This window comes from Nocardioides aequoreus, assembly GCF_000720335.1.
Taxonomy (GTDB): domain Bacteria; phylum Actinomycetota; class Actinomycetes; order Propionibacteriales; family Nocardioidaceae; genus Marmoricola; species Marmoricola aequoreus.
In genome coordinates, this window is record NZ_JOJN01000014.1 from 1 (window position 1) to 24,464 (window position 24,464).

The following is a 24,464-nucleotide window of genomic DNA, read 5'->3' on the forward strand; positions in this document are numbered from 1 at the left end:
TCACTTCAGATTCTCGCCGGTGACGAACCGACGCTACCTGCACAAACGCAGATCGGAGCCTCTGATGCCGCCGATCGAACCTGAGTGCCTAGAGACAGCTCTTTAGGAGTTCGCGCGAATATCGACGGTTTCGCTGCGAACCTGAGCATGCACCGCGCGGAGCGACGCGCCCCGTGCTCAGGTTGCCACGAAAGTGCCGTCGCCGTCGCAATCGATCAACCCGTCGCGGGGCCTGTCCGCAAGACGTCCCATTCCCGGTGAGGATCCAGGACGGGTCTTGCGGGACCATTGCTCACTGGCGCGTAGGACGAGCAGCCACTGCTTCGCTCAGGGTTCCTCAAACGAGGTATCGCAGATGGTGCCAGTTTGATCTTCGGGTTGTTCTGGAGGGTGTGCAGGATGGGTGCGCCGTTAAGGCGTTCCGGAGGCGTGGCTGCTGTAGGCGGCAGGGGCGTTCCATCTGCGCTGACTTCGAGGGACCCTGGTGAGGGCCTCGAGCTCGGCCATGACCTCTCGAAGCTGGGGGCGGTCCGGCGGTTGCGGTGAGAGGCAGGCGGCGATGAGCCGCGCCAGTCGTGGGTGCACGTTGTTCCGGGGTGAGAGGTCGGCTGCTGGTCGGTGCAGTTGGGGGTACTTCTCTCGTCCGTCGAAGGCGTCCTCTCCGGTGAGTGTCTCGTGCAGGGTGACAGCGAGCCCCCAGACATCGGCGGCTGTGCTGAGCTTCTCTCCTCGTGCCTGCTCGGGTGAGAGGTAGCACCAGGTACCGATGATGCGGGCCGCGGTGCCGATGGGCCGGGCGACGCTGAGGTCGAGCAGCTTGGCCTTGCGGGCCTCGGCGACGACGTTGTCTGGTTTGACGTCGAGGTGGAGGATGCCATGTTGGTGTAGGCAGTGGAGCGCGGAGCCTAGTTGGAGGCCGAGCTCGGCGGCCTCGCAGCTGTCGAGCGGAGCGTCGTCGATGAGGCGGGCGAGGGTGTCGCCGGTGAGTGTCTCCATGGCCAGGGCGGAATGCTCGCCCATGACGTAGTCGTAGCCGCGGACCAGGTGGGGGTGGGTGAGCGTGGTGAGCAGCTCGGCCTCGCGACGGAAGTCGTCTCGGACCTCGGTGTCGGTGAGGCGGTCTGGCCGTACCGTCTTGACGATGCAGCGGCAGCCGCGCTCGAGGCTCCAGGCGTCCCAGACGTCGAGGGCGTGCCCGCGGCGCAGCCGGGTGATCAGCTCATAGCCGGGAAGCGTCGTCGTTGCGCGGTGGCGCAGCAGGCTAGGCATGGGCGCCCTCCGGGGCAGGGCGGTTCGTCGCAGGGGTGGGCATGCGGTCGAGCTGCATCGCGGCGTAGGGAACCTCTCGGGGTGGTGATCCGGGCTCGACCCGCAGCACGCGAGCGTCGGCTTCGAAGACGGTGGGGTCGTGGGAGATCCAGATGGTGGTGCGGTCGGCTGCAAGGTCTCGTAGCGGCTTGAGGAGGGCGGCGGCAGTGGGCTGGTCGAGGCCGGTCAAGGGCTCGTCGAGCACGAGCACGGGTGCGTCCTGCAGCAGCGCGCGGGCGATGGCGATGCGCTGACGCTGGCCGCCAGAGAGCCTTGTTCCCCGGTGGCCGAGGACCGTGTCGAATCCGTGGGGGAGGTTCATGATGAAGTCGAGGGCTCCGGCAGTCCTGGCAGCCTCCCGGACTTCGTCCTCGGAAGCTTCGGGTGTGGCGTAGCGGATATTGTCGCGGACGGTCTCGTGGAGCACGGGCGCGTCTTGCTGGAGCACCGCGATCTGGCGGCGCAGCGCGTGCGGGTCGAGTTCACGGATGTCTCGTCCGTCGAGGCGCACGGTCCCGGTCGTGGGGTCGAGGAAGCGCAGCAGGAGTCGGACCAGGGTGGACTTGCCGGCGCAAAAGGCCGCCCGCCCCAGACCCGCCAGCACGCGGGTGGCGCGACTGGGCACTGGTGACGGCCGTCATGGTCTCGTCCGTTCTCGAGGGCACTCTCGCGCCCGACATCACGTGGCGTCCGGTCGTGACGATCGTCGCGCTGACTCTTGCGCCGGTGCTGCTGTGGCGGCGTACGCACCCCTTGGTCACCGTCACCGTGGGATTCGGCGTGGGCATGGCTCTGGGGCTGGCTGGCTCCTTCGCCGGGAAGTCCGGCGTCGGTCTTGCCACGATGGTCTTTGTGCTTGTTCTTGCCCCACTCATTGACCCGCTGGGGGTCGGGTGGCCAGATCGTGATCGGCCTGGTTGTGGCGGTCATGGCCGCCGCGATGAGCATCGTCACCGACTACACCGGTCGGGCAGAGCTCTTCGGTGGCCTCGGCATCCTCGCAGCCGCCGTGGCCAGCGGTGCAGCGTTGCGCCTTCGTGCTGAGAGCCAGCGCCGCTCACGCGAGCAGATCCGCAACCAGGAACGCGTTGATCTGGCTCGCGAACTGCACGACTCGGTCGCCCACCACGTCTCCGCGATCACTCTGCAGGCCCAAGCCGGCCGGGCCGTGGCTGCGCAGCGTCCCGAAGCGGCTCTCGAGGCACTCGCCGTCGTCGAGGGCGAGGCGGCGCGGACACTGGCCGAGATGCGAGCGGTGGTGCGGGTGCTACGCGACAGGCAGCCCGTCCAGTACGCCCCCCGCGCCGGCGCTGCCGACCTGGCCTCTCTCGCCCGCGACCACCCGACGCCCGTGATCGACGTCGAGACAGCAGGCGATTTCAGTGGACTCAGACCCCAGGTCGACGCGGCCATCTATCGGATCGCACAGGAGTCGGTGACCAACGCGCTGCGCCACGCGCGGGGCGTCACGCGTGTGCACGTCTTGGTGACCCAGAGTGCGTCCGCTGTCCGGCTGCGGGTGAGCGACGACGGCCACCCCGAGCCGGCCCGCGCGACGACGCACGGCTTCGGCCTGGTAGGGATGTCGGAGCGCGCTCAGCTGCTCGGCGGCACCCTGCACGCCGGACCCGCTCCCCACGGCGGATGGATCGTCGACGCCGAACTGCCCAAGGAGCTGCCACGATGACGGTGCGCGTGTTGGTGGCCGACGACCAAGACCTCGTACGCACTGGCCTGACGATGATCCTCGACGCCCAGCCCGACATCGAGGTGGTCGGCCAGGCCGCCGATGGCACGTCCGCCGTCGAGCTTGCGCAGCAGTTGCGTCCCGACGTCTGCCTGGTCGACATCCGCATGCCGGGGCTGGACGGCATCGAGGTGACCGAACGCCTGGCGGGGCGCGGCGTCGCCGAGCCCATGGCGATCGTGGTGATCACCACGTTCGACCTGGACGAATACGTCCACGGAGCCCTGCGAGCCGGCGCGCGGGGGTTCCTCCTCAAGGACGCCGGGCCGGAGTTGCTCGTCCGCGGTCCACGCTGCTGCCATCGGCGATGCCCTCATCGCACCGAACATCACGCGGCGACTGCTCGCGACTCTCGCGGCCGGGTCACCGCCCACGACCCCGGAGCAAGCGGTCGAGCCGCTGACGCAGCGTGAGGACGAGGTGCTGCGGCTGGTGGCCAGCGGTCGTACCAACGCCGAGATCGCCGCCGACCTGTTCATCAGCCTGACGACGGTCAAGACCCACGTCGCGAGCCTGCTGACGAAGATCGGCGCGCGCAACAGAGTCGAGATCGCCATGTGGGCCTATGAAACCGGACGGGTGGGGCACTAGAACCGACCATCGCACGGCGCCGCGCCGGACCCACTGCGGGGCCGCCATGGGGCGCTTGTCACGCGGAGCATGACCAGTACGGGACCCCTATCGGGTCGCTCCGCGAACTCATCCCAGTGTGCGATCGGAAGGGCTTCAGTTGGGAGGGGCTACCCGCGCGTGCCCAGGTCGGCGCCAGCGGTACGCGACGCGGAAGATCGTCACGAGCAGCACCAGTTCGACGCTGCTCCCGATCAGGTAGTACACCCATGTCTCGCCAACCATCGCGCCGACGATGGTCAGCGCATAGATGGGGGCGAGCGTGAGGTTGGCGAGTCGGTTGGGCCGGTGTGGGAGCAGAAGGCTCCCAGCCACCATGAGGCTCGGGATCAGGATGTACAGCGTCGTGAGGGCCAGGAAGGTCTGGTCGATTGCGAAGCCTGGTCCCGACACCTCGCCGGCCAGGGCGCCGTTGATGACGTCGGCGCGGAAGAAGCCGAAGATGTCGACGTAGGCGAACACGAACAACATCGAGGTCCACAGGCCGCTGAGGACTAGTCGGCGGTCGAGAGGTTCGTGAGTCGGAGCGGCAGTGGCGGGCGGCCGCGTGGCGGGGGCGTGGGACATGACTGGGGTGTTTCCTTTCAAGGAGGACCGAGTTCGGCGCCGTGCACCGAGGGTGAATGTTGACCTGGTTGTCGGCGTCCCCGCTCGCTGGCACGAAGCAGCCGGACCGGGCCGTGGCTAGGTGCACGGATGACCGCTCAACCCAGCACCACGAGCAGCGTCAGTGCTCCCAGCACGACGGTCTGCACGCTGTGTACGCAGATGCCGATGAGTGAGCTCCGGTAGCGGCTCGCGGGATAGGAGACGAGGAGCGTGTCGAGGAGGCTTGCTGGGATGACCCACGGGGTGTGTAGGTGGTAGACGGCGAACAGGACGCCGTTGGCAGCCCAGTCCGCTCGGCCGAACGCTCCTCGCATGCGGGGCAGGAGCAGGCCGCGGAACAGGAGCTCTTCCCCAAGGACGGTGTTGAAGATCATCATGGTGAGGATCAACGCGAACCAGGGCCAGTTTCCCGCCAGGAAGTCCTGGCCGGCGTTGGACTGGAGGAACGTGCCGAGGTCGCGGTGGTCCGGTGATGGGACGCTTGGCAGTTCCTCGGTGGCCGCCACCAGCAGGACCAGTGGGACGAGGAGCCACCAGAGTCGACCGCCGCGGCGTCCGCTGTGGGGGCTACGCGGGGGCCGCAGCCACAAGGCCTCTTTGGCGACCGACCAGCGCAGCGTCCCCTGCTCATGGCGCACGGCGCCCATGACGAGGATGAACTGCCAGACCAGGCCCGCGGTAAGGCAAAGCAGGATCGCCCGAGGCCAAGCGCTCGGCCCCTCGAAAGAGTCGGCCAGGAGGGGTGCCCCCACCCAGGCGAGCGCCGCTGTCGGCAGGGTTGCCGCTGCCCACGTGCCGAGGATGCGGCGGCGCGAGTACTGCGGGACCGATGGTAGGTCACCGGCGCGAGCAGGGGCCGGGGTGACTGTGGTACGAGGTCCCGGCGGCATCGGTCCGGGCGTAGCGACTGCGAGCCCTGTCCCGTCGTCGCGGGTCGTCGGCTCCTGGGGCAGGTCCATGCCGACGACGCTATGAGTGAACAGGGGTTCGGTGCGTCCATCGAAGGCCGTCGACTCGCTACGACCACCTGAGGACCCGGCGTCCTACCAACGTAGGACGCTGGGCGCCGGCGACGGCGATACGTTGGCCGGGTGCACCGACTGCGGGCAATCCTCCTCGACCACGGGTTGGATGCAGTCATCGTGTGCTTATCCGCCGCGGCGGGCCTGAACATCGTGACGCGCGCCGGCCCGACCGGCACCGACGATGTCGGTGTCGTCCTCCCGACGGTCGCGGTGGTCGTCATGACCCTGGCCCTGACGCTTCGCCGTCGAGCGCCCTTCGCGATCCCGGCAGGCACGTGGTTGTCCAGCGCCACGCTGTCCCTGGTCGACGGCTCGTTGATCGCCGGCCACGCCCCCCTCTCCATCGTGGGCATGATCGCCGCCGTGCTCCTGGGCGACCTGCGGGACCAGAACCAGTCCCGTGCGGGTCTTGCCGTCGTCGTGGCGTCAGCGGCGACCGTGGCCTACCAGGACCCGACCCACACGACGGGAGACCTGTTCTTCATCCCAGGACTCTTCGCCGCGGGGTGGCTGGTGGGGTTCACGCTCCACGCCCGCACTGAGCAGACCGAGGCCGCGGAGGAGCGGGCGGCGAGAGCGGAGTGGCAGCGTCGCAACGAGGGGCGGGTGGCAGTCGCTGAGGAACGGGCCCGGATCGCGCGCGAGCTGCACGACGTCGTCGCCCACGCGGTGAGCGTGATGGTGCTGCAGGTGGGGGCATTGAGGCACCGGCTGCCGGTCGAGGACGAGACGGGTCGGGAGACCCTGCGCAACGTCGAGGAGGCCGGCCGCGAGGCGCTGACCGAGATGCGCCGGCTGCTGGACGCGATGCGCCGCGACGGCGAGCCCCTCGACCTGGTCCCACAACCCGGCCTCGGGGAGATCGCTGCGCTGCTAGCCACCGTGCGCGCTGCGGGGCTTGACACCGATCTCCACGTCCATGGTGATGCCGTCGACCTCCCGCCCGGGCTGGCGCTGTCGGCCTACCGGATCACCCAAGAGGGCCTGACCAATGTCATGAAGCACGCCCACACCCACCATGCCGAGGTGCACCTGCGCTACAGCATCGATAGCCTCGAGCTGGAGGTCCGCGACGACGGCGTCGGACCGACCGCGACAGACAGCCTCGGTCACGGTCTGGTCGGGATCCGTGAACGGGTCACGCTTTACGGGGGGAGCATGACCGCGGGTCCCACGGAGACTGGCGGCTTTGCCTTGCGCGCACGACTCCCGCTGGACCCGGGGTTGACGGCGTGAACATCAAGGCGTTGATCGTCGACGACCAGGGGATGGTCCGCGCGGGTTTGCGCATGCTGCTCGACGTGGAGCCGGACATCGAGGTCGTCGCCGAGGCAGGCACCGGCATCGAAGCCGTCGCAAGTGCCGCACGCTACCGACCCGACGTCATCCTCATGGACATCCGGATGCCCGAGCTGGACGGCCTCGAGGCCACTCGCCGGATCTTCGCCGCCGACGAGGACGCCAAGGTCCTCGTCCTGACCACGTTCAATCACGACGATCTCGTGTACGAGGCGCTACGTGCCGGTGCCAGCGGTTTCGTCCTCAAGGACGAACCTCCCGAGCAGCTCGTCGCTGCGGTGCGCACGATCGCGGCCGGAGACGCGTTGCTGTCCCCCTCGGTGACCCGCAGCCTCATCGCTCACTTCACGAAGGACCGTCGAGAGCCACGACCCGCCGCGCTCGACACCCTCACCTCCCGGGAGCTGGACGTCTTCCGGCTCATCGCCGCCGGTCTGTCCAACGCCGAGATCGGACGCGAGCTCTTCATCAGCGACACCACCGTCAAGACACACGTGACCCGGCTCCTGCGCAAACTCCAGGTCCGGGATCGCGCCCAAGCGATCGTCATGGCCTACCACCACCACATCTTCGAGACTCGATGACAGCAAAGGACCGCATGGACCTCGTGGACGCCGAGCGCCACCTCCAAGCAGCCCAATGCCGGGGAGACCTCGAGGCGCTGGAGGCCCTCCTGCACCCGCGTGTCGTCGGCGCCGGGCCCGACGGCGTCCTATTCTCCAAGGCCGACGACCTCGACGCCTACCGGTCCGGGTCGCTCCGGATCCTCCAACTCGAGGAGGAGGCAGTCACCGTCCGCAACGACGGCAAGACGGGCGAGACCGACCTCATCGCCACCGTGGTGGCAATCCACCACGGTACGGAGACGGTCGCGCGGCTGCGCTACACCCGCCTGTGGGTCCAAGAGGAAAGCCGATGGCGCGTCATCGCGGCGACGTTCGCCCCACACGCCGCGGTACCGGTGGCCGGCCCAGACGTGGTCGATGCGTAAGGACCACGGTCGGGACAGCACTCCCCTGGTGCCGGATGTCTTCAACCCCAGTGCTCAGTCGTACCTCCCGCGGCGAGCGCGGACATCCAGGTGGTTGCTGTGTGATCTGCGGCTCCCACGAGTGGGCTGAGTCACCGCCGTCCCGGATGCCCACCTCGCCAACACCATCTTCGACGTCCGCGCCGCGGCCGGATCCAGTCTGGAGCGCGTCCCGCGCGACGATCCCGTACCGGCACGCTCCGCGAGCCCATCCCGAACTGGTCCCGGCGTTTAGGTGGAGAGGCTTGGGCCAGATCTCACCGAAGGTTCCCGCCGGGCCTTCGGGCGCTCACTAGCTCCTGGTTACGACGGCAAGCGCTAGCGGTCCTCGGCGATATTTCTGTCGAGATGCCGGGAAGACTGACGAGCGTGTGGGGGATCCCGCGGCCCCACCCTGCAGCCGCTACGCCCGCTCGACAGGTTGTCGCAAGATCGTGCGCAGCCTCGACGGCTCGACCCGCCGCGCATCGCTGAGGTAGATCTCGTGGTGCTTCCCGGTCATCCGCAGACCTGCACCGGGAACGAATTTCCCGTGCATCTCAGCCAGGACGTCGACCTCATCGTCGTAGGACCCGACGTGCAACGTTTGCACGCAGAGACCCTCCTCGAGACTCTCCAGCCGTACGTCTTCAAGCCTCACCCCGCGCTGCTTCGCGGCCGCCGCGCTCACAGCGGCAGCGAACATCTGCTCCGTGAGCCAGTCAGGCGTCATGATCATCGCGGTCCAGCACCACTGGGACTTATCGCGCGCGGACGTGAAGGAGGTCATGTCTGCGGCCCACCACAGCGCCTCTAGAGGAGGGACGACATAGTCGCGATCGAGTTCCCGCCTGCTGGTGAACTTCAATCCGTAGGCCACCGGGTATAGGGATGCGAGGGCGTCGGCGTACTTCTGGGACGTGTTGGGGTCGCCCCGACCGTCGATCATCAGGTACCTCATCCTGGGCACCTCGACGACCCTGAACTCGCCGGCACGCGCGCGGTACGCGTCGTGCGACTTCTTGAAGTCGACCTTCACCGGTCGAGTATCTCGCGCCGGGTCGCTCCGCAAGCCCATGGGCTCGCGGAGCGACCCGGTGCGGGATCGACATACGACTCGAGCGCAGCTGCACTGGCAGACTGCTTGCGTGAAGAAGTACAGCCGGGAGGATCAACGCACGATGGCCGTCTGGGCTCTGGATTGCGCTGAGCGCGTCCTGCACCTGTTCGAGGACGTGTGTCCCGATGACTCCCGTCCGCGAGCGGCTCTAGAGGCCGGACGAGAGTGGGTTCGGACCGGCGAGTTCAGCATGGCCGTCATCCGAAAGGCCTCACTCGACGCGCACGCCGCGGCGAAGGACGTGAAGGATCGGGAGGCGGCCGCTTGCGAGGCGGCGCATGCGGCCGGCCAGGCCGTGGCAACCGCGCACGTTCCGCAGCACGCGTACGGCGGAGCTTGGTACGCGTTGAAGGCGATCGCTGCGACCGGCGGCGAAGACGTTCTGCAGCGGCTCAGCGTCGAGCGCGAGTGGCAGGCCCATCAACTTCCCGGGCACCTGCGCGACGAAGTAATGGACCGAATTCAGATCGAAGAACGACGGACCGGGCCGTTCATTCGCATGATCAAGGGGCCTGGCTTCTGATCCGGGTTCATGAGGTGGTCGCCAACGGCGACGTTGGCCGAACAACATCCGTACTCGCTGTATCACGACCGTCACCCGGATGGTGACCAGACGGGGATCGGCTACCGGCATGCCCAGTCCGGTGGGCCCAGATGGTGAACCGGCGGCCTTGGCCCCCATGCTCGGGCATCATGAGCGTGATGACTCGGAAATGGGACGCGACGATGGCCGGGGTGCTGAACCTGCCGTCCGGACGAGTCGTGCGTGGCCGCGGCTTGCGCCGACCGATGCCCGAGAGCACGATGCCGGACTTCGGGCTGTACCTGCTCGGGAAACCGCCGGCTGATATGCGCTGGGACACGCGGTGGCTTCGCTGGCCAGACTTCCGGCTACCCGCCGACGAGGCGGACGCTCGGGACGCGTTGCGTGAGGCGTGGACCCGAGCCGGGTACGAGCGGGTGGAAATCGCATGCGACGGTGGACGCGGTAGGACCGGCACCGCTCTCGGTTGTCTTGCCGTGTTGGACGGAGTGCCGGCCAGGGAGGCGGTCACCTTCGTCCGCAAGCACTACCACCCCCGCGCAATCGAAACGCCCTGGCAACGCCGCTTCGTCGTCCGGTTTGGCGAGGAGTAACGGTGCCCCAGTGCGGGATCCCGCACCGGGTCGCTCCGCGAGCCCATGGTCTCCCGGGCGCTCTACGGCTGTCGGTCGTTGAGCTCACTGAGCATCTTGAATCCGTGCGGGTCGACGGTCGCCGATGTCGCCGAGAGCAGCACCACACCTGCTCCCTCCTGCCGGTCGAGACCGATCCAGCTGCGGAAGCCGCCGGTGCCGCCGTTGTGCCAGGTGATCTGGTGATTCCGGTGGGTGAGGGTGATCCACGCGGCGCCGATGGAGACTCCTCGACCCGAGAACGGGGATACTGGGTCAAGGGCCGCGAGTCCCGGGGCGGTGCCGTCCAGCAAGGCTTGGGTCAGTCGGGCCATGTCGTTGATCGACGCGCGGAGTCCTCCAGCCGGTGCGATGGCCGCGCCGGTCCAGGGCGCGCGCGGTGTACCGCGTCGGCTGCGACCGGGCAGGGCGGTGGGCCGTAGCTCCTCGACGGTGGCCGGCGCATACAGGCTCGAGAGCCCCAGCGGGCCGACCAGGCGCTGGCGGACGAGCTCGGGATAGCCGACCCCGGCCGCATGGGCCAGGGCATGGCCAAGCAGCTCGAAGCCGAAGTTGGAGTAGCGAGGGCTGGGGCGTCCCACTCGCACTCCACGAGCCTGCTCGAACAGGGCCTCGACATCCTCGCCGTACGGATTGGCGCCGTGCCGCCACAGGTCGAGGGTTCGGCGTAGCGGGGCGGCCGACCGCGGCAGTCTCGGCAGCCCTGAGCGATGCGTGCTCAGCGCAGCCAGGGTCACGCGTGCCACCGCGGTGTCGGCAACCGGCAGGAGGTCTCCCAGCGTCGTTGAGGTATTGATTTCGCCGCGAACCATTGCGTCGGAGTAGAGCAACCCGGTGATGGCCTTGGAGACCGAGCCGATCTCGTAGTCCGCCGCGAGTCCGGCACCGAGGCTCGCGATGCGGGAGTCTTCGCTGGACACGACGGCGATCGCAGCGACGTCGTGGTGGCGGCCCAGGGTCGCGCGAAGTCGGGCGGCCAGCTCCCGGTCACCGTGGACCTCGGTCACGACTGCGACCCGAAGAAGCGAGGACCGCCGTACTTCTTGTGCACTGCCTGCTTCGACACCCCCAACGCCGCTGCGACCTGCGTCCAACTGGACCCCTGGTTCCTCGCACGCCGCACCAGCACCGTGGTGACCCGCTCGAGCTCTCCAGTTGCGTACGATGTCGCGCGCAGGGCCGCCAGCGGGTCGTCGCTGTCGGTCGCACGGACCAGGGCCAACAGGTCATCGAGGTCCATGAGTCAACTATGGTTGACAAACCTCCCATCGTCAACTGGTATTGACGATGCTCGGATGTCCGTCGCCCCAAGACGAGCCCGAGACGACGTGAGAGAGGCCGTACGCCGATCGGCGGGAGCGTGCCACAGTGGGATGGGCTCGCGGAGCGACCCGGTGCGGGATGGGCTCGCGGAGCGACCCGGTGCGGGATGGGCTCGCGGAGCGACCCGGTGCGGGATGGGCTCGCGGCCGGCTCGCCGACAAGCGTTCGCAGCCGGCTTCTCTACCGGGGCGGCGACAGCGACCAAGTGCGCGCTCTCTGTCGCCAATGCGTCACAGATCCGACTAGGTTGTCGGCAAGTAGCAGGCCGCATCCCCTGGCCGGCTCGGCAAGGAGCTCATCGACCGCTCGGTGAACCGGCGGCGTCTTGATTCGCACGCGGAGTCTGCCTGGCTCCCCGTCGCCGTGCTGCGCCCAACCAGGAGCGACATCAACGTCTGGAAGGGCGGCCCCTGGCGCTAGCCGGACGCACCCGCACACCTGTTCTCCGACGACGACTGTCAGGAGGAATGGGGATGCGACCACAGACCTGCGACCTCGCGGTTCGCGAGGAGAAGCTCGAAGCGCTACAGAAGAAGCTCACCGAGTCCGTCGGTGCGCTGGTGACCGGGGATGACTGGAAGCGTGCGCTGGAGTTCGCCGCGAAGTTCCGCTCCCGTTCCTTCAACAACACGATGCTGATCTACGTCCAGCACTACGCGGCGTTCCAGCAGGGCCGGGTGCCCGAGCCGGTGCCGAGGTACGTCGCCGGCTTCCGCCAGTGGCTCAGCCTCAACCGAGCAGTGATGAAGGGCCAGTCGGGCTACGCGATCCTCGCGCCCGTTACCGCTCGGTTCGCTTCCTCGAATCCTGCCGACGCGGACTCGTGGCGACGTCTCGCCCGCGGCGAGAAGCCGGGCTTCGGCGAGGCTGTCCGCTCCAAGCTGGTTGGCCTCAAGCCTGCACACGTCTGGGACATCTCCCAGACCGACGGTGAGCCGATCCCCGAGACGCCGCGCCCCGCCTTGCTCCAAGGCCAGGCACCGGATGGCCTGTGGGACGGCCTTGCCGACCAGATCACCGCGCACGGGTTCGAGCTGCGTCTCGTCTCGGATGCGAGGTCGATTGGTGGCGCCAACGGATTGACCGACTACATGACCCGCGAGGTGTCGGTGCGGATGGACATGGACGACGCCGCCCAGGTCAAGACGCTGGCCCACGAGCTCGGGCACGTCATGCTCCACGGACCTGACAACGCCGACGCCGCCATGCACCGTGGCATCGCCGAGGTCGAAGCCGAGTCCGTCGCCCTCATGGTCGGCGCGGCGCACGGGCTGGCGACCGACGACTACACGATCCCGTACGTCGCCTCCTGGGCGTCGAGCGTGCCGGGCAAGACGCCCGTCGAGGTCGTGCAGTCCACCGCCGAGCGTGTGCGGGGTTCGGCGGTCACGATGCTCGACAAGCTCGACACCCCGCAGGTCGGCGACGGCAACCCGCCCGGACTCGACCGCGAAGCGCTCGCTGCTGGGCGTGGGGCAGCACCAGTGCAAACGGTCGCTCAGCGGCAGGTGGAGACGATCGGGCTATGAGCATGATCAACGCTGCCGCCCCGTACCGGCGCGACGACCGCCAAGCGGTCCGCGTCCCCGTGGTCATGCCGCTGGTCGAGGTCGACGTCGACGAGGAGGGCTTCCTGACCGTCAAGCTCGACCACGAGCCCTACTCCGCCGACGGATCGCTCACCCGCGACGACCTCCATCGAATACTCGACGAGATCGCCGCCGACCTGGGGACCGCCGTACGGGTCGAGGTCCACGAAGGCGACGGGAACACCTTCACCGACATCGTCACTCCTGCCCGTCCACGCCTGCGGATGGTCAGGCCCGTGCGCGAGTCGGCGGCCACGGTCGGCGAGGTGACCGGCGGCGGGTTCCAGGCAGGCGAGGAAGTCGCTGTCGCCGTGGTGGTCGCCCATCAGGTGGCGAGCACCGACGGCACCGCCCGCCTACGCCTGCCACCAGCGCTGCTCGAAGCTCACCCGGGTCTGGTGGTGTTCATGGGGAAGCGGTCCGGAACCGTCATGGTCAGCGCGCGTGCCGATGGTGGTGCGGCGTGAACCCTCGCGGACAGGGAGTCGACGACGACCTGGTCAATCTCGGCCTCATCCTCATCGCAGCCGTCGGCGTGATCGCGGCCATCCTGCGACTCGCCGGGTCGGCCGCCGCGTGGGTGTCAGGCGCCGCACAGCCGAACGGCGGTTGGGAGGCCGGCTTCCGGGTGCTCACCCACCCCGCCGACCCGGCCAGCGCCCTCGACGCCGAGGGCCTTGCGGCCTGGGTCTACTGGCTTGTCCTGGTGCTCATGGTCTCGGCGGTCATCGCCAGCACCCTCGTGCTGTGGCGACGGATCGGCGCGGTGAGGCACACGACGTCGCATGATCCCCGCCGACTTGCAGGGGTCGCCACTGGACGCGACGTACGAGCGGTTGCATCGGATAGGGCGCTGCTTGCGCGTGGCCGGATGCTGCGACCGTCCCTCGACAAGCCGGAGCCCTCCGACGTCGGCTACCTCCTCGGGCGCTCGCGGGGTCAGGGCGTCTGGGCGTCGGTCGAGGACTCGATCCTGGTGCTGGGACCGCCCCGCTCGGGCAAGGGCCTCCACGTCGTCATCAACGCGATCCTCGACGCCCCCGGCGCGGTCATCACGACCGCCACCCGACCCGACAACATCGCAGCCAGCCTCACCGCTCGCCAGGAGCGAGGACCGGTCGCGGTCTTCGACCCTCAACGGCTTGCCGAGGGTCTACCGGCTGGCCTTCGCTGGTCACCCGTGCGTGGCTGCGAAGACCCACTGACCGCGATGATCCGAGCCACCGGCCTGGCGTCCGCAACCGGCTTGTCGGCCGGAGGTGTCGAGTCCGGCGGCTTCTGGGAAGGCAAGACCCGTACAGCCCTCCAGGCGCTGCTCCATGCGGCCGCCCTCGACAATCGCAGTCCCCGCGAGCTGTTCGGGTGGACGCTGTCGCCGTCTGCGGCGGCAGACGCGGTGGCGATCTTGTCGGGCAACCCCAAGGCTGCACCCGGTTGGGCCGACTCGTTGGAGTCGATGATCCACTCAGACCCCCGCACCCGAGACTCGATCTGGATGGGTGTCTCTCTCGCCCTGACCTGCCTCGCCGACCCACGAGTCCTTGACGCCGTGTCCCCGAACCCCGGCGAGCACTTCGACCCCATCGACTTCCTGACCAGCAACGGCACCCTCTACCTCCTCGCCACCGGCGCAGGAGCTGGCGCCTCCTGGTCACTCGTCGCAGCCTTCATCGAGGACCTCGTCGAGACCGCCCGCCACCTCGCGGCCGCATCACCCGGCGCGCGCATGGACCCACCGCTACTCCTGGCACTCGACGAGATCGGCAACCTGTCGCCGCTGCCGTCCCTGCCCGTCCTCATGGCCGAGGGCGGCGGCACCGGGATCACCACGATGCCCGTGCTTCAGTCCCTCTCCCAGGCGCGAGACAAGTGGGGCGACCACGCAGCTGGCGCCATCTGGGACGCCTCCATCGTCAAAGTCGTCCTCGGCGGCACTTCGTCGGCGAAGGACCTCCAAGACCTCTCCGCCCTGATCGGCGAGCGCGACGAGAAGACCGACACCGTCTCCGTCGGCGACTACGGCTCCCGGTCGCTCCAACGCTCCGTGCGACGAGTGCCGGTGATGCCGCCAGAGGTGATTCGCACCCTGCCATTCGGCACCGCTCTCGTACTGCTCCGCAGCGCCCCGCCGCTAGTCACCGACCTACGTCCTTGGACGGCTCGCAAGGAAGCCGAGCGACTCCGCGATCAACGAACCCAGGTCGAGGCGGCACTCCGCCGCCGCTAGGAAAGCAGTCTGGCGACCGCATCCAGGTCGCGGTCGTGATTGCGAACGATCTTGCCGCGCTTGTTCTCAAAGGCTTCCAGGGATATCACCACCAGCCGGAGGCCGTGCTGAGGAATGAGCTGACGGCGCCGCTCGTCATACAGCGCTCGCTGTTCACCGCGAGACACGCCCGAGACCGTGATCCTGTCGGGCTTGTCGAAGAACGCGACCGCCTCGGTGTGCTGCCGCTCGTAGAACTCGACAACGAGGCTGCGACTGGGCCAGTAGGCATCCACCGGAAGTGCGGTTGCTCTCCCAGTTTTCGGAGACGGGTCACCAAGAAGCCACGGGAACCTGTGTTGGCGTAGGCCCGCCTCTCCCAACGCCTCGTCACAAAGATCGACGACGTAGAACTCGTCGCTCTGTGCGCGGCCACGACCACTGCTCTTCATCGGCAACGAGCGTAACCATCCAGGCAGATCGTCACCGCTGCACACCTGACTCCTGAGAGCGGATGCCATCCGGGCACCGCCCGACGTCAGGAGTCAGACGATGACGATTCCCACCCAGATGAGCCTCCACGGGTTCATCGCGACAGCGCCGGAGCTCACGTTCACCGGCAAGGGTCACGCCCGGTTCTTCTGCCGGGTCGGCATCGAGCAGCACCGCAAGGAGGTCGACGGGTCGTTCACCAAGCTCGACCCCGTCTTCTGCGACATGGTCCTGTTCGACCGTGCGGCCGAGCGGGCCTACCCGCGGTTCAAGCCGGGCGACCAGATCGTCGCTTCCGGCTACATCCACGAGTACGAGCAGGAGCGACCCGGCGGTCCCAGCGAGATCCGCGAGCAGTTCGTCGCACGCCGGATCGGACACGACTGCGCCCGCACCCGCTACGTCGTGGACCGCAATCCTGCCAAGCAGCCCGACCCTCCGACCAACGAGATGAACGTGGTCAACGAGCCGGCCCAGGCCGTCAGCTTCTGAAGGCCACCGTGATGAGCACCGACGTCGAATCCGACCAGCAGACGCTGGAGTTCGAGGGCGGCGACTCGTTCGAGGAGTTCGGCGGCCCCGACGCTGTCTTCGGGACCGCCGACTTCGACGATGAGCGCCCGCTGCGCCCGATCAACTGGAACCTCCTCACGGCGGACGAGGCATTCGATGAGTGGCACGACCTCGACGCGTGGGTGGACTGGCTGCGGCACACCTACGGCCTGCCGCCGACGGTGATCCCACCGCTGTGGCATCGCCACGACGAGCTGATCTGGGAACTCTCTGCACTCCACACCCACTGGCTCAACGCCTACGACCCCGATGGCTCGCCGTCAGCACCTCTCGCCTGGCATCGAGACTTCGCCGAGGCCCGAAACCGGCTACGCGAGTGGGTGTCCCTGTGCGGTACGCGGCTGGACCGTGACCGGCCGACCCGGCAGACCGCGTGGCCCGGAGAAGCCCCGTACGAGCCCGCGCCGGAGGTCGAGATCGTCGACCGACGAGCCGACTTCACCGCGTTCGTCGCCGAGGACCTCACCGTCCGCAGAGCGATCGAAGACGCGGTTCGCTTCGCTGCGTAGCCGCGCACCCGATAGACAGCGGGACTTTCCACCGGCTTGTCCACAGACAGGACTACGCGTTCTCGGCGTCCTCGATCGACCACTCCACGGTGGAAGACATGCCGACCATCTCCGGCCCCCGAAAGGACTCCCCCATGCTGCTCGCCCACGCGGTGACCCTCGCCGAGGCCCGCTCCTACGTCGCCGCCCTGGCCGACAACGCACTCTCAACTGATGCGTCGATCGAGTACGACCGCGTGTTGCTCCAGATCGACTTCATCCACGGCGACTACATCCCCGGCATCAGCCCGGTCCCGGTCACCGACCGCGACGTGCTCTTCGAGGTCGCGGAGTCGGCGATCGAGGACCTCGTCAGGCACGGCATCGACTCCCTGACCGTCGAGCTCGTCCTCGACATGCTGTGGGCCGCCCGAGAACTGGATGCGCCCTGATGTACGGCGAGACCAGCGGGATGCTCCGCGACGCGCTGAGTGAACTGCTGCGGCAGCACCGCATCCAGCAACGCATCGGCGGCGCCGGCCTGCACACGGTCCCCGAGACCACGACTCCCGATGAGCGGAAGGTGATCGGTGAGCAGATCGCGCGCTACCGCTACGCCGTACTCGTCTGGAGCCACCAGGCGATGTGTGCCGCCAACCCGCGCATCAATTTCGAAGGAAGCACCGGCCGCACCCGTGGCCCTGCCGAGGAGCTGCGCTATCGCCTGGAAGCCACTCTCGCCGCGATCGAGGTCAACCTGCCGACGATGGACGAGCTGGTCACCGAGCAGCCGTTCGCGCTCGTCGACACTTGGCGTCAGGCGGCTCGTGCTTGCGTGCTCGGCGAGCACGACTTCGCCAACGGCGTCGGGTACGGCCGTCTGTCCGAAGCCCAGTGCCTGACCGTCATCAAGGACGCGGCCGACGTGGTGCGTGCGGTCGTCAGCCTCGACCGTCGCTATGCCAACATCCCCGGCTGGCAGGCACTCAAGGAGCCGGGCCGCCTTGGACGTGCGGCCGAGACGTGCGTGACACGGGCGGGATACGGCGAGTCGGACTACACCGTCGACCTTCGCGGATGGCGGCCCGAACCAACGCTGATTGAAGGACCCGGGCTGCCCGGCATCACCGGCGTACTCCAGGCCCAGCACAACCTGCTCATCCACCTGGGAACATTCCCCACCGCCCACAACCTGCGTGTCGTGCTCGACTCCCAACGCATCGTCTCGCGTGAAGCGGCCCGCCGACTCCAAACCGTCGACCCGACCGTCGCGGTCCGGTGGGAGCGACGCGCTGAGAGCTACGGGCGACTCGTCCACGAGACCCGTGACCTCGGCGGGATGGTCGGCAACGGTGGACCCGCCGCCGGCCAAGGCTCCGTCGCCGCCGCCCGCATGGAGAAACTCGGCCGAGACGGACTTGCCGATCCCCCGCAGAAGCGTCGGCTCCAGCGGGTCAGCGCGGGCATCGACGACCGGATCTGCAACGTGATCGAGCACGGCGTCGCCCAGCGCCTCTACTTCCAGCGCATCAACGTCCCCGGACTCGACGACCACAACGGCGAACTCGTCCGCGTCACCCGGCAGACGTTCGTGTCCATCACCTCGCCCGTGCAGACCGAGCTGCTCGCAATCGTGCGCAGCGACCTGCGGCCCACACCTATCCAACGAAAGGCGCCGAAAGGTGCAGCGCAAAGCCGCCTCGACTTCGAGGCCGCGTTGCACCACCGGCCACCACCGAGAGGAGCGAGCCCTGATGTCCCGTCGATCTGACACCCCGTCCACCGCGGACAGCGGCGACAAGGAGATGCCCTTGGCCCTCGTCGTCCCGCTTCCCCAAGACCCCTTCCTCAACACCGAGGACGCCTGTGGCTATCTCGGCGTCCCGAAGGCCACGCTGCTGACCTGGCGGGTCCGTCGTCCCGGCTATGGCCCACGTGCAGTGAAGGCGGGCGGCAGGCTCAAGTACCGCCTGTCCGAGCTCGACCGGTGGCTCCGGGATCACGAGGAGTCGTTCGCACTCGGCGACGACAACGAAGGCGCCGACCCCGCCTCGGATGGCGGCCGGCAGGTTCGGAGCCGCAGCCGCGCAAGCCGGGTGCGGAGTGGAGCCCTCCGGACAGCGCAGCCCTGACGGGATCCGGTACACGAAAGGAATCAGAGATGGCCCGACAGAAGTTGGTGGTCGGCACCTACGGCGACATCAACTGCACACAGCGTGCCAACGGGACGTGGCTGGCTCGTGCCCGCTATTGCGATGTCGACGGCGTCGTCCGCGAGTACCGCAAGAGCGGCGAAACGAAGAACAAGGCAAGGGCCAACCTCAAGGCATTCTTCGTCGAGCACACCGGCACGTTCGGCGATGGTGCCATCGCTCCCGACGACACGGTTCAGGAACTGCTTGACCTCTGGTTCGCCAAGATGGAAAAGGCCGACGGCAGTCCCAACTCGGAGACCCTGGAGCGTTACCGTTATCACCTGCGTTGGGTGCTCGACAGCGACAAGACCGAGCACCCTCTGGGTGCCTACCAGCTGCGACACGTTCGGCCCGTCATCATCCAGGCGGCTCTGGACAGCGCCGGAGTCTCAGCGGACATGCGCAAGCGGATTCGCAGCGTCCTGGTGCGGGCCTTCAACATGGCGATCTTCCACGAGGCGCTCAACGGCAACCCGGCAACAGCCGTCCCGTCAGTCCCTGTGCCGAAGGTCAAGAAGAAGCCGGTGGCGGTCGAGGACCTTGACGCTGTGCGTGCGGCCATCCGTGAGTGGGCGAACGCCGAGCGGCGCAATGGCCCCAAGAGTGTCGACCTCCCGGACATCGTCGACATGCTCATCGCCACCGGTATGCGGATCGGCGAACTGCTCGCCCTGCGCTGGTCCGACATCGAGCTGACCGCCCCTCCCGCGCGCCGCGACGACGAGACCTGGTTCCCGTGGCTCATGGTCAACGGACAGATCACCTCCAAGGGCAAGCGGGTCAACTACGGCAAGACCCACGCCGCGATCCGCCCCATCGCACTCCCCGACTGGGCCGTTGCCATCCTGCGCCGACGCAAGCTGGAGCAGCCACCGAACGACATCGACGCAGTCTTCGCCAGCCGCAACGGAACCTGGCACTTCCCCGGGAACGTCCAGAGCCGGCTGTGGCACATCCGCCAGCTCGACGAGTACGCCGACATCGCCGCGCTCAGCGACGTCTCGCCCCACTCCTTCCGCCGGACAGTGGCAACCGAGATCGACGACGTCTACGACGCCGACGCCGCCAAGGATCAGCTCGGCCACACGTCCAAGACGGTCACCGAACGGCACTACATCAACCGCCGGCTCGTGGTGCCGGACTACCGCGCCGCGACGGAGCGGCTTGCTCCTCGGACTGAGCCCACCGACGATCCCGAAATCGGGCTCTGAGAGCCCTCAGACCCTCGGAACGGCCCCTGACCCCTCTTCGCACTACGCGTCGGCCCAGGGGCCGTTCTTCGCGTTCTCAGGGGTCTCCACGCCAGGCAGCGGGGCGCTCGCAAACTCAAAGTGCGCCCAAAGTGCGCCCTAAGCCCCGATTTTCGAGGCCGGCGCCAACACCCCGACTTGCATCACCGCAGGTCAGAGCCGGTTTTCGTCAGCAAGGCGACGCATTCGACGTGGTGCGTCATCGGGAAGACACTGATGATCCTGAGCGTGAGCGCGATCCCTTGCGGTCGGCTGGGCTCAGGAGGCGAAGGCGGCCTCTGACCTGCGACGATGTCGTCCCTGGGGATTGCGGGCGACGGAGCGGTAATGCGGGCCCTTGCGAATCAAAGCGAGCCCATTCCGAGCCCTGCTCTTAGTAGGCTCCGACGGTCGCAAACGATTGCAGCCAGCCATCCTGGCCTGGCGCCGGGCACCTCGCGGAGGGCGTCGTACTCATCGCCGACCTCGAACGAATTCCCCATGCCCTGCCGCCGTCTCCGGCCAGGTCAGCTTGGTGGCTGACCCGGCAGCGCGACGGTCAGCAGCACTGCTGCGTCGCCGATCGCCTCGAGATCGTGTCGTGCCGGCGGGATCACCAAGTGATCGCCTGCCTCACCGTCCCAGGTGGCGCTACCGGCGTGGAGCCTGACGCTGCCGTGCAGCACGTGCAGCGTCGCCTCGCCGGGACTCTCGTGCTCGCCGAGCCGTCGCCCGGCGGCGAGGGCGACGAGTGTCTGGCGTAACGCATGTCCTCGTCCGCCGTGGAGGGTGTGGGCGCTACGGCCGGCGCTGCTGTTGTTCGCCTCTTCCAAGTGCTCGAGCACGAGTGCGGTCAGGGAGGTGCTGTTCACGGGCCGTCCTTCGATCGATGGCTGTTGCGGCCGCCCTGGAGGCGACGTCGGTGTCGGAGCAGAATCCTGATCCGGAGCGCTTGAGGCAAACCAGGCCGAGAAGCGTGAGCTCCGCGTCCACCACGGCCAGTCGACGCTGCTCGGCCTGGATGAGGAAGGCACGTACGGCAGCGACGGGCGTGTCGGGCGACACGGTGCGACCCGACAGGACGGCGTACACCAGGGCCCGATGGTCCCCGGGGACGTCCGTCACGTCGCTGCGGGTCAGCGTCCCGCAGAGGGTCTCGCCGTGGGTCAGCAGGATCATGTGGACGTGGTCGTCGGCCAGGGCCGCGTGAACGTCGTCGATGGAAGCATCATCTGCTGGCAGGCTCTTGGGATGGGTGACCATGATGTCTCCGGCCACGCCCACCGCCGGTGGATCCTGGTCATCGGTCCCGACGAGCACCTCGTGGTCGATGGGGCTCGCGAACCTCATCCTCCGACCTGGTCCCAGCCGCGCCGTGTCGGCGTGCTGCCGGGCTGGCCGGGGCGGGAGTCGCGAGAGCGGTAGACGATGTACGGGCGGGTCAGGTACCCGATCGGCGCGGAGAAGACGTGGACGAGCCGGGTGAAGGGCCACAGGGCGAAGAGGGAGAAGGCGACGAGAGCGTGCAGCTGGAACCCGATCGGGGCCTCGCCCATCAGCTCGGCGTCGGGCTGGAAGGCCAGGAAGGAGCGATACCAGACCGAGACGCCCTCACGGTAGTTGTACTCCCCGCCCAGGCTGAAGATCGACCCAGCGATGGTGTTCCACATGCCGAGGACGATGGCGGCGCCGAGGAAGGCGTACATGACCTTGTCCATGGGCGTGGTGGCGCTGAAGACCGGGCCGACCGTGCGCCGGCGGTAGATCAGGATGGTCATTCCGACCAGTGCCATGACGCCCGCCACGAGACCACCAGCGACGGCAACGAGGTGGTAGAGGTGGTCATCGATGCCGACGGCCTCGGTCCATGACCGGGGCACGAGCAGTCCGATCACGTGTCCGCCGACGACGCCGAGCATGCCGAAGTGGAACAACGGCGAGCCCAGGCGCAGCAATTTGTCCTCGTAGAGCTGGGAGGAGCGGGTGGTCCAGCCGAACTTGTCGTAGCGGTAGCGCCAGGCGTGTCCGATGACGAACGTGGCGAGGCAGACGTAGGGCACGATGACCCAGAGCAAGGTGTTCACCGTGGGGCTCCTACGGGGATCGTCGCGGTGGAGATGAGGGTCGGGCCGGTGGACAGGGCCGGGTCTGCGCCGTAGCCGGACAGTCCCACCTCCTCGGCCGGTGGGCCCTGCTCGACGAGTCGGCGTACGGCCTCGGCCTCGTCGCCGGCCAGCTCTCGCAGGGTGCCCGAGACAGCCGTCAGGGCGCCCGCCCATGGCGAGCCCACCGAGCCGTCGTCGTTGCGCCAGCCGGCGAGTGCGATGCGCAGCATCTCGACCCCCGCCCGGTGGTCCTCGAGCAGCTGCCGGGCGATCGTGGCGTCCACCGTGGCGCCGAACTGCAGGACGGCACACAGGTGGTCGGGCAGCTCGCCGTGCTCCTCGGACCACTCGACGCCGCCGCTGCGGTAGGCGTCCTTGAACGCCACCAGGGCGGCTCCGCGCCTGCGCGTGTCGCCGTAGGCGAAGTAGGTGAGGTAGAGCGCGCACTTGCGGGTGTGGTCGAAGGTGGCGACGTAGTCCTGCTGCAGCTCTGCCAAGGTCCGCCCCCGCATGCTTTCGATGAGCGGGGCGAGGTGGGGATCGTCGGGGACCAGTGCCTCGAGCTCGTCGAGGGAGGAGACCAGCTCCTGGGTCGGGTAGTCGAGCAGGACCGAGCAGACGGCCCAGGTCCTCGCCGCGTCCTCGCGACGATCAGCGGAGCTCCCGCGGCGGAACCTCATCGGTCGCCTCCGCCCTCACGCGGGGGGAACAAGCCCTCAGGTGTCCCCTTGCCGTCCCAGTTGAGGAGGTTCATTCGCGACGACTTGTCGTCCGGTGAGGCGACCGAGTCGGCGGTCTGTCGGTCCTGGAGCATCCGGAAGTTCTCCACCGCCACCGGCGTCGGGTAGCCCGCACCCTCGCCCAGCAGCGCCTGGTCGTAGTACGAGCCGGCGGCGTCGAAATCGACCGAGCAGTCGGTGGCCAGCTCCTCGAGCGCGTGGGCCTGCTCCGCGTGGGCCAGAGGGATGACGTAGCGGTCGGCGTACTTCGCGATCGCCAGCAGGCGGAACATCTCGTACATCTCCTCCTCCGTCATGCCGACGGCGGCGGGGATGGACGGGTCGGTCTCACGCCCCAGGTTGATGTCGCGCATGTAGGACCGCATCGCGGCGAGCTTCTTGAGCACCCCGGTCACGGGCTCGACGTCGCCCGCCGTGAAGAGGTTGGCGAGGTACTCGACGGGGATCCGCAGGGTGTCGATCGCGGCGAACAGGTTGCCCCGGTCCTCCGCGTCCTCGCCGGTCTCCTTGACCACGTCGACCACGGGCGACAAGGGCGGGATGTACCAGACCATCGGCATCGTGCGGTACTCCGGGTGCAGGGGCAGTGCGACCTTGTAGTCGGTGATCAACCGCAGCACGGGCGACTTCTTCGCCGCCTCGATCCAGTCCGCCTCGATGCCCGCGGCACGAGCCTCCCGCTCGATCTCGGGGTCGCGGGGGTCGAGGAAGACCTTGCGCTGCGCCTCGTAGAGGGCGTGCTCGTCCTCGACCGCGGCAGCCTCGAGGACCGCGTCGGCGTCGTAGAGCATGAGCCCGATGTAGCGCAGCCGACCCACACAGGTCTCCGAGCACACGGTCGGGATGCCGACCTCGATACGCGGGTAGCAGAACGTGCACTTCTCGGCCTTGCCGGTCTTGTGGTTGAAGTAGACCTTCTTGTAGGGGCACCCCGAGACGCACATCCGCCAGCCGCGGCAGCGGTCTTGGTCGACGAGGACGATGCCGTCCTCTTCTCGCTTGTAGATTGCACCGGAAGGGCACGACGCGGCGCACGAGGGATTCAGGCAGTGCTCGCAGATGCGCGGCAGGTAGAACATGAAGGTCTCCTCGAACTCGAGCTTGACCTTGTCCTCGATGCCCTTGAGCATCACGTCGCGCGCCGCGTGCTCCTGCGAGCCGCCCAGGTCGTCGTCCCAGTTGGCCGACCACTCGATGTTCATGTCCTTGCCCGAGATCAGCGACTTGGGCCGAGCGACGGGGAAGGTGTCGGTCTGCGGGGAGTTGAGCAGAGTCTCGTAGTCATAGGTCCACGGCTCGTAGTAGTCCTCGATCGAGGGGAGCTTGGGGTTGGAGAAGATCGTCAGCAACTTCTTCCAACGCCCACCGGCGCGCAGCGCCAGGCGGCCGTTGGGCTTGCGCACCCACCCGCCCTGCCACTCGTCCTGGTCCTCGTACGTCCGGGGGTAGCCGAGGCCGGGCCGGGTCTCGACGTTGTTGAACCAGACATACTCGGTGCCGGTGCGGTTGGTCCAGGCCTGTTTGCAGGTCACCGAGCAGGTGTGGCACCCGATGCACTTGTCGAGGTTCATCACCATCGCCATCTGGGCCATCACGCGCAT

General features: G+C 68.1%; 28 protein-coding genes and 1 pseudogene. 16 read left to right on the forward strand and 13 right to left on the reverse strand.

Going from position 1 to position 24,464, the window contains the following annotated elements:
• Positions 1-411: 411 nt before the first annotated feature.
• Positions 412-1,269, reverse strand: coding sequence for a serine/threonine-protein kinase (locus IG63_RS0117980; RefSeq protein WP_051707148.1), 858 nt, complete (start codon positions 1,267-1,269; stop codon positions 412-414).
• Complete coding sequence (locus IG63_RS22320; protein ID WP_036196189.1) at positions 1,262-1,933, reverse strand: ATP-binding cassette domain-containing protein; 672 nt, start codon at positions 1,931-1,933, stop codon at positions 1,262-1,264. The genes IG63_RS0117980 and IG63_RS22320 overlap by 8 nt, the downstream gene beginning before the upstream one ends.
• 279 nt (positions 1,934-2,212) lie before the next feature.
• Between IG63_RS22320 and IG63_RS21025 the strand changes: the two genes are divergently transcribed.
• Together IG63_RS21025 and IG63_RS21030 are read left to right on the forward strand one after the other, a co-directional pair.
• A complete protein-coding gene (locus IG63_RS21025) occupies positions 2,213-2,995 on the forward strand; it encodes a sensor histidine kinase (RefSeq protein WP_211249385.1) in 783 nt (260 codons plus the stop codon).
• A pseudogene (locus IG63_RS21030) lies at positions 2,992-3,646 on the forward strand (response regulator). Before IG63_RS21025 ends, IG63_RS21030 begins: the two are co-directional and overlap by 4 nt.
• A 135-nt stretch (positions 3,647-3,781) precedes the next feature.
• On the opposite strand, the gene IG63_RS0118000 reads toward IG63_RS21030, so the two are convergent.
• Together IG63_RS0118000 and IG63_RS0118005 are read right to left on the reverse strand one after the other, a co-directional pair.
• Positions 3,782-4,252: a DUF6326 family protein gene (locus IG63_RS0118000; RefSeq protein WP_051707149.1), complete on the reverse strand. Its 471-nt coding sequence runs from the start codon at positions 4,250-4,252 to the stop codon at positions 3,782-3,784.
• Between the two features lie 137 nt (positions 4,253-4,389).
• Positions 4,390-5,253 (reverse strand): CPBP family intramembrane glutamic endopeptidase, encoded by an 864-nt coding sequence (locus IG63_RS0118005; RefSeq protein WP_051707150.1) that lies wholly within the window; start codon positions 5,251-5,253, stop codon positions 4,390-4,392.
• A gap of 132 nt (positions 5,254-5,385) precedes the next feature.
• Here IG63_RS0118005 and IG63_RS0118010 point away from each other — a divergent pair, with 132 nt between their 5' ends.
• From IG63_RS0118010 to IG63_RS0118020, 3 genes are read left to right on the forward strand one after another with little or no spacing between them, the layout of a single operon-like run.
• Entirely contained in the window at positions 5,386-6,555 is a 1,170-nt protein-coding gene (locus IG63_RS0118010; RefSeq protein ID WP_030485736.1) for a sensor histidine kinase, read from the forward strand.
• Positions 6,552-7,202, forward strand: coding sequence for a response regulator (locus tag IG63_RS0118015; RefSeq protein ID WP_030485737.1), 651 nt, complete (start codon positions 6,552-6,554; stop codon positions 7,200-7,202). Before IG63_RS0118010 ends, IG63_RS0118015 begins: the two co-directional genes overlap by 4 nt.
• Before the next feature lie 14 nt (positions 7,203-7,216).
• Entirely contained in the window at positions 7,217-7,609 is a 393-nt protein-coding gene (locus tag IG63_RS0118020) for a nuclear transport factor 2 family protein (protein ID WP_036196203.1), read from the forward strand.
• Positions 7,610-8,051: 442 nt separating this feature from the next.
• Here the strand turns inward: IG63_RS0118020 and IG63_RS0118025 are convergent, their stop codons facing one another.
• A complete protein-coding gene (locus tag IG63_RS0118025) occupies positions 8,052-8,666 on the reverse strand; it encodes a GyrI-like domain-containing protein (protein ID WP_030485739.1) in 615 nt (204 codons plus the stop codon).
• A gap of 109 nt (positions 8,667-8,775) precedes the next feature.
• Here IG63_RS0118025 and IG63_RS0118030 point away from each other — a divergent pair, with 109 nt between their 5' ends.
• Positions 8,776-9,270 (forward strand): putative immunity protein, encoded by a 495-nt coding sequence (locus IG63_RS0118030; protein WP_030485740.1) that lies wholly within the window; start codon positions 8,776-8,778, stop codon positions 9,268-9,270.
• A 170-nt stretch (positions 9,271-9,440) separates the two neighbouring features.
• Entirely contained in the window at positions 9,441-9,884 is a 444-nt protein-coding gene (locus tag IG63_RS0118035) for a protein-tyrosine phosphatase family protein (RefSeq protein WP_223396577.1), read from the forward strand.
• A gap of 62 nt (positions 9,885-9,946) precedes the next feature.
• On the opposite strand, the gene IG63_RS0118040 is transcribed toward IG63_RS0118035, so the two are convergent.
• Both IG63_RS0118040 and IG63_RS0118045 read right to left on the reverse strand, forming a co-directional pair.
• Positions 9,947-10,930, reverse strand: a complete 984-nt coding sequence (locus tag IG63_RS0118040) for a serine hydrolase domain-containing protein (protein WP_030485742.1) — start codon at positions 10,928-10,930, stop codon at positions 9,947-9,949.
• Positions 10,927-11,163: a hypothetical protein gene (locus tag IG63_RS0118045; protein WP_030485743.1), complete on the reverse strand. Its 237-nt coding sequence runs from the start codon at positions 11,161-11,163 to the stop codon at positions 10,927-10,929. Before IG63_RS0118045 ends, IG63_RS0118040 begins: the two co-directional genes overlap by 4 nt.
• 556 nt (positions 11,164-11,719) lie before the next feature.
• On the opposite strand from IG63_RS0118045, the gene IG63_RS23370 reads away from it, so the two are divergent.
• From IG63_RS23370 to IG63_RS0118060, 3 genes are read left to right on the forward strand one after another with little or no spacing between them, the layout of a single operon-like run.
• Positions 11,720-12,775, forward strand: a complete 1,056-nt coding sequence (locus IG63_RS23370; RefSeq protein ID WP_036196205.1) for an ArdC-like ssDNA-binding domain-containing protein — start codon at positions 11,720-11,722, stop codon at positions 12,773-12,775.
• Positions 12,772-13,302: a hypothetical protein gene (locus IG63_RS0118055; protein WP_157210289.1), complete on the forward strand. Its 531-nt coding sequence runs from the start codon at positions 12,772-12,774 to the stop codon at positions 13,300-13,302. The genes IG63_RS23370 and IG63_RS0118055 overlap by 4 nt, the downstream gene beginning before the upstream one ends.
• Entirely contained in the window at positions 13,299-15,062 is a 1,764-nt protein-coding gene (locus IG63_RS0118060; protein ID WP_030485746.1) for a type IV secretory system conjugative DNA transfer family protein, read from the forward strand. The genes IG63_RS0118055 and IG63_RS0118060 overlap by 4 nt, the downstream gene beginning before the upstream one ends.
• On the opposite strand, the gene IG63_RS0118065 is transcribed toward IG63_RS0118060, so the two are convergent.
• Positions 15,059-15,493 carry a hypothetical protein gene (locus IG63_RS0118065; protein WP_030485747.1) on the reverse strand — a complete coding sequence of 145 codons (435 nt, stop codon included), beginning with the start codon at positions 15,491-15,493 and terminating at the stop codon, positions 15,059-15,061. The genes IG63_RS0118060 and IG63_RS0118065 overlap by 4 nt on opposite strands.
• 100 nt (positions 15,494-15,593) lie before the next feature.
• Here IG63_RS0118065 and IG63_RS0118070 point away from each other — a divergent pair, with 100 nt between their 5' ends.
• The 6 genes from IG63_RS0118070 (at position 15,594) to IG63_RS21820 (ending at position 20,000) form a co-directional block, all read left to right on the forward strand.
• Positions 15,594-16,025 (forward strand): single-stranded DNA-binding protein, encoded by a 432-nt coding sequence (locus IG63_RS0118070; RefSeq protein WP_030485748.1) that lies wholly within the window; start codon positions 15,594-15,596, stop codon positions 16,023-16,025.
• Positions 16,026-16,036: 11 nt separating this feature from the next.
• Positions 16,037-16,615 (forward strand): hypothetical protein, encoded by a 579-nt coding sequence (locus tag IG63_RS0118075; protein WP_051707155.1) that lies wholly within the window; start codon positions 16,037-16,039, stop codon positions 16,613-16,615.
• Between the two features lie 98 nt (positions 16,616-16,713).
• Complete coding sequence (locus tag IG63_RS0118085; RefSeq protein ID WP_245604497.1) at positions 16,714-17,046, forward strand: hypothetical protein; 333 nt, start codon at positions 16,714-16,716, stop codon at positions 17,044-17,046.
• The gene (locus tag IG63_RS0118090; protein ID WP_030485751.1) at positions 17,046-18,365 is read left to right on the forward strand and encodes a hypothetical protein; all 1,320 of its coding nucleotides are present in this window, start codon (positions 17,046-17,048) and stop codon (positions 18,363-18,365) included. Before IG63_RS0118085 ends, IG63_RS0118090 begins: the two co-directional genes overlap by 1 nt.
• Before the next feature lie 40 nt (positions 18,366-18,405).
• The gene (locus IG63_RS21815; RefSeq protein ID WP_245604498.1) at positions 18,406-18,726 is read left to right on the forward strand and encodes a helix-turn-helix transcriptional regulator; all 321 of its coding nucleotides are present in this window, start codon (positions 18,406-18,408) and stop codon (positions 18,724-18,726) included.
• A gap of 29 nt (positions 18,727-18,755) precedes the next feature.
• On the forward strand, positions 18,756-20,000 hold the full coding sequence (locus tag IG63_RS21820; RefSeq protein WP_051707160.1) for a tyrosine-type recombinase/integrase: 1,245 nt from the start codon (positions 18,756-18,758) through the stop codon (positions 19,998-20,000).
• A 545-nt stretch (positions 20,001-20,545) separates the two neighbouring features.
• Here IG63_RS21820 and IG63_RS22325 read toward each other — a convergent pair.
• The 5 genes from IG63_RS22325 to narH are packed head-to-tail and all read right to left on the reverse strand — an operon-like array spanning position 20,546 to position 24,464.
• The gene (locus tag IG63_RS22325; protein ID WP_084597309.1) at positions 20,546-20,890 is read right to left on the reverse strand and encodes a cupin domain-containing protein; all 345 of its coding nucleotides are present in this window, start codon (positions 20,888-20,890) and stop codon (positions 20,546-20,548) included.
• Positions 20,817-21,368 (reverse strand): CBS domain-containing protein, encoded by a 552-nt coding sequence (locus IG63_RS0118110; RefSeq protein ID WP_030485754.1) that lies wholly within the window; start codon positions 21,366-21,368, stop codon positions 20,817-20,819. Before IG63_RS0118110 ends, IG63_RS22325 begins: the two co-directional genes overlap by 74 nt.
• Positions 21,365-22,102: a respiratory nitrate reductase subunit gamma gene (gene narI / locus IG63_RS0118115; protein WP_030485755.1), complete on the reverse strand. Its 738-nt coding sequence runs from the start codon at positions 22,100-22,102 to the stop codon at positions 21,365-21,367. The genes IG63_RS0118110 and narI overlap by 4 nt, the downstream gene beginning before the upstream one ends.
• On the reverse strand, positions 22,099-22,803 hold the full coding sequence (narJ, locus tag IG63_RS0118120) for a nitrate reductase molybdenum cofactor assembly chaperone (RefSeq protein ID WP_030485756.1): 705 nt from the start codon (positions 22,801-22,803) through the stop codon (positions 22,099-22,101). Before narJ ends, narI begins: the two co-directional genes overlap by 4 nt.
• The gene (gene narH, locus IG63_RS0118125; RefSeq protein WP_030485757.1) at positions 22,800-24,464 is read right to left on the reverse strand and encodes a nitrate reductase subunit beta; all 1,665 of its coding nucleotides are present in this window, start codon (positions 24,462-24,464) and stop codon (positions 22,800-22,802) included. The genes narJ and narH overlap by 4 nt, the downstream gene beginning before the upstream one ends.